The organism is Bradyrhizobium sp. 25ACV (genome assembly GCF_054863005.1).
Window position 1 is genome coordinate 1 of record NZ_JAVAYO010000155.1, and the last position, 255, is coordinate 255.

The window sequence follows — 255 nt, forward strand, 5'->3', positions numbered from 1 at the left end:
TGAATGACGAGTGTTGCCTTCTGTTCGCAACGCAGCCACATATCCAGCTGCTTCATCGGCGACAAGACGATGAAGGCGACGGCGGTCGCCACCGTCCCGGTCAGGACCTGGCCGCCGCCGAAGCAGAGACCGACGACGGTCATGAACCACATGGTCGCGGCCGTGGTGACGCCGGTCATCGTGTCTCCCCGCCTCAGGATCGCGCCGCCGCCGATAAAGCCGACGCCCGTCAGTACGCCCAGGGGAAAGCGCAGC

The 255-nt window shown here is 65.5% G+C and carries 1 protein-coding gene; it reads right to left on the minus strand.

Going from position 1 to position 255, the window contains the following annotated elements; all coding sequences use genetic code 11:
* Window positions 1-255 (minus strand): MgtC/SapB family protein (locus RAD04_RS38960; protein ID WP_461628007.1); only part of this gene is annotated, 255 nt, incomplete at both ends.